The following is a 9,144-nucleotide window of genomic DNA, read 5'->3' on the forward strand; positions in this document are numbered from 1 at the left end:
GAAGAGGCGACAACTATGCTGACACAGGGGGNAGCAACGGCCATGCGGGTATCTTCAGCATCGTGAGCACTATCGAGCCGAAGCAATATCGGCTGTTGCGTTATACGACGTACTCTCTGTAAAACGGCACCCAGGAATGGGATGAAATCATTTTGCGAGTGTTGCGAACCTGGTCGCAACTCACACCCCATGCACCAGCCTTCTTGCCCAAGGTAAGCCATAATGGGGGAGTAGCCGAAAAAGTGTTTATATGTCCAACTCACTCCTTCTTTCTTGGAGTTGCTATTGTCTTGAGGCGTGACATCCATATCTAATGGTATATGCTGTTGGCGATCAAGTTCTTTTGGAAGTGGTGTAAGCGGAGCATCAAGTTCTATAAGCAACTCAGCAAGACTTTCCTCAATCAGCGGAATAAGCTGGGTAGCATCTTCATTAAAGCGCTGGCGCAATCGACTGGCAGATGGCATCTGTTTTATTCCCATGCATTGCTGGAACCAATCGTCATGGCGAAGGGTGTCAATGGCGTCAAAGTCATTTTTGCCGAGGGCCAGCAAGCCAACATAAGCACGCACTAAATCAATATTGGCGATTCCATGTCGCTTCTTAATCTTACGGAGTGATTTTTTGAGGGATGTTTTTTTATTGAGGGCGTGACCAATAAAGGCAAGGCCAGCAAATGGTGTATAGAATTCCGTATCAGACTGCTCAAAATGGAGTTCCACAAAAATTCACCTATTCAGTGAAAAAACGAGTAGGTCGTATTTTAGCCTACACCCCTTTCGGTGGATGGCTTTAAGGCTTTTTTATTGCTGATGAAGTCACGGATTCAGGTAAATCAGAAGAGGCGACAACTATGCTGACACAGGGGGCAAGTGGTATTCCAAGACCTGGAGCAAGATGGGAAGCACACCATATAGTCTCAGCTGAACATCAAGAAGCAATTGGTGCTCGCTTAATAATTGCTGAAGATGACATAGCAATTCGGATTGATGACCCCGATAATGGGGCTTGGATGCCTAAAACAAAAGCAGATGCACGCCCTACAATTTATCCCAATGCCATCGGTCATAACAGAATTCACAGACAACTATATTACCGATGGATTGAAAATGCTATCACAATGATGGATGATGACCTTCAGGTTCGCAGTTTCCTAAATACTGTCAGGACACAGCTTCTGCATGGAAATATAAGCGATGAAATGAAGCTTCAAGATGAAATTGACGAAGCTGAATATAACGACTGGCTAAAGAAGAACCGAAAGCTATGAGTTACCTAATCGATTATGATTTCGAAAACTATTACTCCCTAACAATGGATGTTGAAGATCTTGTTACTAAGATGCCATCGTATAGCCAAAGATTTCGCGCTAAAGCGAGATTAGCAAGCTGGGTTTCGCCAAAGGCCTCTTTCTATGAGAGTGAAAACTACTCTGGATTAAAAGATAATATCCCAGACATCACTACATGGGCTCTAGGTAACTTAGTGCTAAGCCCTAAAGCTTACTCAGTCCTCAAAGATAGACTTAGCTCTTCAGGTGAATTTTTACCTTTATTGGTTGGTAATGAAACCTATTATATGTTTAATACACTCTTTGTAATTCCAGAAAGTGCTATTGATTTATCTGAAGCCTATGATGCTGTAGATTCTGGTGTCCACATGGGCAAAAAAAACGTCAAGTTTGATGAAGCAAAAATAAAGAATCATTTCATCTTCAAATCACCAACAAACAAGTTAACATATAGTTATTCTACTAATGAGTTCAAATCCATATATGATGATAATGGATTTACAGGTCTAGTTTTTAAAGACATAGTTTAAATCAATACCGTGCAAGTGAAATTTAACAAGTGGGTGGAATACGTTCCGCCCTGAAGGGCTCCACCCGACGCGCCTTCGGCGCGCGGTTCACCCAAGCGTTAGGCGCATAACAAATAGGGATTAAAGTTAATGGACTCAATAGATCCTAAAAATAACACTAAATATATTGTTGATCCGACAAGTAAAGAAAACGAAAAAGACCTAAAAGAAAAAGTCGTAGACAAACATATTCTAGCTAGTGAGCCAGTTAGAAAGGCAGTCAATATAACCTCAAGAGAATCTTCGAAGATTGTTGAACCAACACCTGAACAAAGAAGTTTATTTTTATTGGCTATAAAAAATAATAAATTCGAAATAATAGAGTTGGATGAGAAACAAATTATCTTTGATATTTCACCTAGATTAAGAATGAGTAAAACTGGTAGACCAACTGATAAGTTTTTCAGGCATGAATTTGAATCTGAAAACCGTGATTTCAGGCATTTTTTACATACAGTACTGTTTTCAGTTGAGAAAACTACAGATGCTCAGTCAGCTGTAACTATCCAGCAAATAAGTAAAACAAAGTTTTCTGCTATATGGGTTGATGATGGGTATATTGGGAGATGTATAACTAATGAGCAATGTTCTAAAAATCATATAGATACGTCATTCTTGACATTGAGGAAAAATGACTCAATTACCTCCACTCTTTATTGGTGCGATGTGGGGGAAGCAATATACCTAGATAACTTAACTGAAAGTACTTATTTATCAACAACCGGTCTTGAAGCATGCATTTGTTTAGTCATAAGTAGCTCAGCTGGTGATAAAGCATGCATGGCTCATCTGCCCCCTAAGCTAACTAATAAACGTGAAATAGAAGGTTTGCTTAAATTTCTTGAATCAAAATTTAAAATAAATGAATATACTGATTTTTTTATTATTGGAGGATATAATAACTTTTTAAGCTCTTCTTCAGCAAGCGGGTTTTCAAGTGAAATTCTTCCTGTATTTAGATCAGCAAACTTGCATTTCAAGTTAACGTTTCTTGGAAACCATCCACGACGACCAAAAGATATAGTATTCAATCCAAGGAGCTCAGTTATTTCAGAGTTTAAATATGATGAATTATTAGCATTAGAAATTGATAATATTAAATCACAGCAAGCAACCAATAGCTTTGACAAGATAGGTTCTATTAGATTGCGTATAAAACATGCCCTATCACCAACGCTGTGCTCAAGCGCCTAACAAATGGCTCCAAGGGACGCCGCCTTCGGCGCAGCCCCTGAGCCAGGCGTTATGTGGCGCATCGAATTAATTTGTTTCATCTGAAAATTCAGATTGAACGAGAATAAGGGTTCGAAAATTCATACAACGCTGGCGAATTAGTTTTGTCGTTTTTTCCTTCGTGCAATGGCAGCAGAAAATAATGGTTCTATGCCCACCGCTGCCAAGTTGGTTTTGTGCCCGGTAGCGGCAGGGAGGCGCGCCAACCCAAAGCTCAGAATGTTTTGCAAAGATCAAACAAGCTGGCCGCAACTTCGGAGTGTTTTCCGCTTGGAATGGCAGCTATTGAACTTAGTGCATGGCGATTGGGGTTAGCACGTGCAAGCTGCCAAGAAAGTTTAGTGCCTTTTCTTTAGTGCAACGCCAGCACAGATTTTCCTTGTTTGGTGCGGCTTGCCAGTCTGGATTAATCTGAAGTTTTTTGTTCGGTGGGTGTTGCAGGTTTGTAACCAGAAAATAGTTCGAGATTTTAACAACCGGCCACATAACAAATGGTTCCAGTTCGTTCCGGGCTTCGCCCTCCACCCGACGCCGCCGTCGGCGGCGCGGCTGAACCAGGCGTTAAGTGGCAGGGTGCATAGATTGGTTAGTAATCTGAAAGAGCCGTACAAGTAGAAAGAAGAAGGTGTGTACCATCTGGCGATCAAGATCAGGTGTATTATCCTTCTTGCAATGCCAGCGCAAGCAGTATGCTGTTTCTCAATTTTGGGCGGAGCTGGCAAGAGGTTTCAGGTTTTCTTTCCTTGTGCCACGACAGCACAGAGTTCGGAGTCCTTCAGTTCTGAGCAATAGACAACCATTTACAAGTGCTTTGCTTTTTTTCCTCCTCAGTGACTCTGAATCAGTGCTCAGCAAAAAACAGAAAATAGATTAATCTGCTGGCGGTGAGGTCAGGTGCCAAAAATATCAATGGAGTCTCGCCAGCCCAACCATCGTAGCGGCCAGGGCCACTTAACAAGTGCAGGCAAAAGGGACGCCTCACCGTGTTCGCCGCCCCTGCTGCAAGCGTTAGGCTTACGACTATACTTCTACAACTTGAAAGCACCTTGTTGGTAGTACCATGAAATTCGCACAAAAGACTGTATATTTATACTTTGTCATTCTGATGAATGTTCAAATAATAGCAGCACAAGAAACTATACAGGATGACAAGGTTTTATATATTTCAGATGTTTACTTGACAAAGGTAACATCCAACAGTTACGAGCTATCAATAGATGTCGTTGATAAATTGATGCTATATGCACGAAACAAATTAACAAATAATCAATGCATGGCAATCTATCTTGATGTATATCATTTTCCAGAAAAAGCTGGGTTTATAATTGCATTTCAAACGGTATCTACGCCAAAAGAAGAATATAATACAGTATTAGGAATGCCAGGATTTTCAAGCGGAACAACCAGTTTAATAAAAACTGATTCAGTTAGGTTTAATAATGCAACACCGCTATGCAGTATTTGTAAGCTTACGAAAAATGATTGTGTTTTTTTAGGCGATATAGCTATATACCGTGATAATTTGTTAACTAAAGTTTTTGCATTCTCACCCATCATTAATGACCCTTTTCAATATTCAGTGAATTTAAACTCTAGGTATCATGGCACTACTCGAGAGTAAGCCTAACAAATGCTTCCAGTTCGTGGCTTCGCTACCCGACGCCGCCTGCGGCGGCGCGGCTGAAGCAGGCGTTAGGTTTATCAATCAAGGTTCATCATTTTCCATGTGAATGAAAGCTTCTTTTATTCATTTTTTAAATAGTGAAATCAAAGAAAATGGATTTTCCTATGTTAAGAAAATTATCTCTAGCTGTAGTACTGTTAACCACTTTTTTCTCGATAAATGCAGTAGCAGGAAATAGTGTGACTATTAGTGCATATAAAAACTTAAATGAAAAGCATCTTAATTCACTAAAGCTGCACATAAATGGGGTTGGGCAGGGTTTTCTATGGAGTAACAATATTGAGGGAAGAAAACCATTTTATTGTTCTCCGGGGAAGTTGGCTTTAAATGCAGATAACTATATGCAAATAATTGACTCTCAAATACCCCTTTATGAGAAGTCTGGCAAGGATTTTCCAATAGAAATGTTATTGCTTTTTGGTTTGCAAGAAGCATTTCCTTGTAAATCGTAAAGATAAACCTAACAAAAAATTCCAGGGGACTGTCGCCTGCGGCGCCAGCCCCTGAATTTGGCGTTATATTTCTCAGAGAGTTGTACATGAGTGATATTTTTAAAGAGTTTATAAAACCGGCTTTAAAGCGCTGGTTACTTACACCATTTTCAAACAAAGTGACTAAAACATTATTGTTTACTGGAGCTGCGGTAGTTGCTGCTCCATTAATCGAACACATTATAATCAAGGTTATATTGTTACAGTTCTTTGATATTGATGTTCCGATAGATGTACCAGACATTCCTGCTTATGCTGGCGTAGCCCTAATGACTATTGGAGCTTTACACAATCTGAGTTTTCAATATTTTGAATATCGTGATGGTGAGCGAGCGGCTCATACACGAAAAGAAGCACAAGTTGCTCAAATCCCTCACGACAAGAAAATAATAGAAGAACTACTTTCACTTCTACCTTATGAAAATACTCATCATTGGCTAGAACAAGCTGCATATGCTGGTATGCGGCGAGATTTTACACACGACCTTGAAGCTTGTGAAAAGTTCATCACTCCTCCATTTGCTATATATAACGAACAAGTTGAAGCAAGTAAAAATGAATTGATTTTATGCATAAAAGATTTCAATCAACACTGTTTAGGGCATTTGGGGGCACAAGAAGATAAAAGTGGGCAAATGTATCTACCACCTTATCACTGGAAAAGCCAAGGAAAGAAAAGTGAAGCACGCTATTATGAACAGGTTGAAGCTATGGGTAACCTGAATCCGTGACTTCATCAGCAATAAAAAAGCCTTAAAGCCATCCACCGAAAGGGGTGTAGGCTAAAATACGACCTACTCGTTTTTTCACTGAATAGGTGAATTTTTGTGGAACTCCATTTTGAGCAGTCTGATACGGAATTCTATACACCATTTGCTGGCCTTGCCTTTATTGGTCACGCCCTCAATAAAAAAACATCTCTCAAAAAATCACTCCGTAAGATTAAGAAGCGACATGGAATCGCCAATATTGATTTAGTGCGTGCTTATGTTGGCTTGCTGGCCCTCGGCAAAAATGACTTTGACGCCATTGACACCCTTCGCCATGACGATTGGTTCCAGCAATGCATGGGAATAAAACAGATGCCATCTGCCAGTCGATTGCGCCAGCGCTTTAATGAAGATGCTACCCAGCTTATTCCGCTGATTGAGGAAAGTCTTGCTGAGTTGCTTATAGAACTTGATGCTCCGCTTACACCACTTCCAAAAGAACTTGATCGCCAACAGCATATACCATTAGATATGGATGTCACGCCTCAAGACAATAGCAACTCCAAGAAAGAAGGAGTGAGTTGGACATATAAACACTTTTTCGGCTACTCCCCCATTATGGCTTACCTTGGGCAAGAAGGCTGGTGCATGGGGTGTGAGTTGCGACCAGGTTCGCAACACTCGCAAAATGATTTCATCCCATTCCTGGGTGCCGTTTTACAGAGAGTACGTCGTATAACGCAACAGCCGATATTGCTTCGGCTCGATAGTGCTCACGATGCTGAAGATACCCGCATGGCCGTTGCTCAACATGCTAACGTTGACCACATAATTAAATTGAATCCTCGCCAACAGTACACCTCCAAGGCCTGGCTACCTAAGTTTGAAGCAGCGAAGGTAGAGTGGCATGAGCTACGAGCAGGTAAGCACTATGCGACTTTGACTATTAACCATGAAGCTCACTATGGTCATCAGCGACTGATTATCAAAATGGTCAGACGAACGTCAGATGCCGTTGGTCAGATGTTTCTAACTCCAGACTACGAGCTGGAAGGTTGGTGGACAACATTGAATGAAGAAGAATACAGCGATAACGACGTTATTCTGCTGTATGAGAATCACGCCACCAGTGAGCAATTTCACAGTGAATTAAAAACCGATATGGATCTGGAAAGGCTTCCTTCTGGAAAGTTCGATACTAATGATTTAGTAATGTGTCTGGGCGCATTAACTTATAATATGCTGCGTTACATGGGGCAATCTTGTTTGCTGGGGCCGCAGTCACCTGTTCGTCATCAGGCAGCAAGGAGAAGAATAAAAACCGTCATGCAGGAGTTGATTTATCAGGCTGCCCGCTTTTTGGAGGCAGGCCGTCGCAAAATACTACGATTTGGCCGATATAGCCCGGCACTCCAAGTGTTTATGGGGCTTTATCCAGAAAAAATGCTTTGTTAGCCATCAATATTATTCTGTCTTTCTGAAATGAATGCCAGGTCTTGGTAGGTGATGCATCGCCTGAATTTCAAAATAATGACAAAAACAGCTGGGTTCTTTGCTGGATTGTTCTGTTATTTCCTGATCAAAGTAGTAATAAAGTGATTTGCGGTAAGGTTGGAGCTTAAATTACACGATTTTCTCGAGATTAATTAAGAACTCACTGATTCAGGGGTAAGTCTGCACAGAAACTTCAAGATCAATATGATGCCTTCATAAAAACTGTAAAGCAGCATGACTTTATCATAAACGAAATATAACGCCTACGGCGCCCCTTAAGCAGGCGTTAGCTGTACCCAAAGCCCGCAAACAATGCTGCTGGATGAAAGAATTCCAACTCATTGCCGTTTGACACAGACACACTGAGTATCCTGAATTGTGTTTTCAAAGAAAACTACTACTTTTCCCTTTAACACTCTCTGTCATGATCAAGTCTATGTATGCAGCTCTACAGCTCCTGTAAAAGCACTGTTTGTTTTATGTTATTAGTGCCTCTTTTAATACTGGTGCTATCAAACCTATCTGCCAACGAGATAGAACTGGTTTTCTCCGGCTATCTCAGCGACAGCGGCAGCTCATGCAAGGTTGCCGATAACACACCTCAGCCCCTTGAGTGTTTCAAACAGAACACCCGCTTGCTTTCATCAGAAAACGCCAGCGAAGGCATCTGTCTGGGGCTGGCCTGCGCCTGGTTGCAGGCTGTCGTCGGTCAGGAGGACACCCGTCTTCTTCTAAGTCAGAGGCTGCACACCTGTAGTCGGGATTCAGCCCAGGGCTGGCAATACAACAACCATTCATTCAATGATCTGGAACAGACCTTTCTTTTTGCGCAAGAGCATTATAATGCCTATCGAACTGCAAATGGTTTGCTTGACGATCCTACCACGCTAAAACACTTTGCAGTTCAGGATACTGAGTCCGCCGAACTGCTGGCAACCAGCACCTGGATTCAATGGCTTTACCGGGAGCAACAGCGACAACAAGGCTGTTCCTCTGAGATTACTTCCAACCATGCAACCTCGCCTCTTTTGGCGATGACCCAGGCTTGGCCTATGGCCGCAGACAGGAAAACCATCACCCAGCTACTCAAGGATATACAACGACTCCCCATACCGGGTCATTATCTGATCATCACGGAACAACACGCTTTGGCGCTCAGTATCGAAACTGACCGAATAACCCTTTTTGACCAGAATAACCCCTGCTACTTTCAGGTCGTTGATCGAACGTCGTCTGATGACCTGGCCCCTGTTCTGTTTAATGCGTTGCTGCCTCCGTTAGATTGTAATGTTTCAATATCCGGTGACTATGCACAAGTGCAATGTGGCAACTTTCGCTCACGTTTGCCTTCCGACCCGGAAAAGCCTTGGGAGATCAACAATCACTCATTTCTGAAAGCTTTTCAGGCTTATGCTGTCTTCACTATTCAGGCGGCACTGCCTGCCAACAGTTCAAGGAAGGTCGTCGCAGGCATTGACGAACAGCTTGAATGGTTGTCGGATCAACAACTCAATCGAGTCCCCGATGTCAATATTGCCGATGCCCGAGGGGTAACCCGCCTGCATCTGGCCAGTCGTGCTGGCAACCAGATCAGTGTTGCTGAACAACTGAGGGAAAAAGTCTGGCACAGCCCTGTGACAGAAGCAGGACAGACTCCTCTGTCGATGGCTAG

Annotated in this window: 8 protein-coding genes and 1 pseudogene; 8 read left to right on the top strand and 1 reads right to left on the bottom strand. The window is 42.2% G+C overall.

The features are described 5' to 3' along the window. Positions 1-44: 44 nt before the first annotated feature. Positions 45-722 (bottom strand): annotated as a pseudogene (locus GZ78_RS28325) (transposase); the annotation flags it as partial. A 131-nt stretch (positions 723-853) separates the two neighbouring features. Between GZ78_RS28325 and GZ78_RS27475 the strand changes: the two are divergent. From GZ78_RS27475 to GZ78_RS29485, 8 genes are all read left to right on the top strand, one after another. Continuing rightward, positions 854-1,270: an AHH domain-containing protein gene (locus GZ78_RS27475; RefSeq protein ID WP_051786159.1), complete on the top strand. Its 417-nt coding sequence runs from the start codon at positions 854-856 to the stop codon at positions 1,268-1,270. Then, complete coding sequence (locus GZ78_RS27480; protein WP_051786160.1) at positions 1,267-1,821, top strand: hypothetical protein; 555 nt, start codon at positions 1,267-1,269, stop codon at positions 1,819-1,821. The genes GZ78_RS27475 and GZ78_RS27480 overlap by 4 nt, the downstream gene beginning before the upstream one ends. 129 nt (positions 1,822-1,950) lie before the next feature. After that, on the top strand, positions 1,951-3,054 hold the full coding sequence (locus tag GZ78_RS13200; RefSeq protein ID WP_034836901.1) for a hypothetical protein: 1,104 nt from the start codon (positions 1,951-1,953) through the stop codon (positions 3,052-3,054). A gap of 1,099 nt (positions 3,055-4,153) precedes the next feature. Further along, the gene (locus tag GZ78_RS13210) at positions 4,154-4,714 is read left to right on the top strand and encodes a hypothetical protein (protein ID WP_034836907.1); all 561 of its coding nucleotides are present in this window, start codon (positions 4,154-4,156) and stop codon (positions 4,712-4,714) included. A 167-nt stretch (positions 4,715-4,881) separates the two neighbouring features. Then, on the top strand, positions 4,882-5,229 hold the full coding sequence (locus tag GZ78_RS13215) for a hypothetical protein (RefSeq protein ID WP_034836910.1): 348 nt from the start codon (positions 4,882-4,884) through the stop codon (positions 5,227-5,229). A gap of 86 nt (positions 5,230-5,315) precedes the next feature. Then, a complete protein-coding gene (locus tag GZ78_RS13220; RefSeq protein ID WP_081869847.1) occupies positions 5,316-5,999 on the top strand; it encodes a hypothetical protein in 684 nt (227 codons plus the stop codon). A gap of 96 nt (positions 6,000-6,095) precedes the next feature. After that, a complete protein-coding gene (locus GZ78_RS13225) occupies positions 6,096-7,433 on the top strand; it encodes an IS1380 family transposase (protein ID WP_034831824.1) in 1,338 nt (445 codons plus the stop codon). 518 nt (positions 7,434-7,951) lie between these two features. Beyond that, positions 7,952-9,144, top strand: a 1,193-nt coding sequence (locus tag GZ78_RS29485; protein WP_034836914.1) for a hypothetical protein, incomplete at its 3' end; no start/stop codon positions are given.

Source organism: Endozoicomonas numazuensis (assembly GCF_000722635.1).
Taxonomy (GTDB): Bacteria; Pseudomonadota; Gammaproteobacteria; order Pseudomonadales; family Endozoicomonadaceae; genus Endozoicomonas_A; species Endozoicomonas_A numazuensis.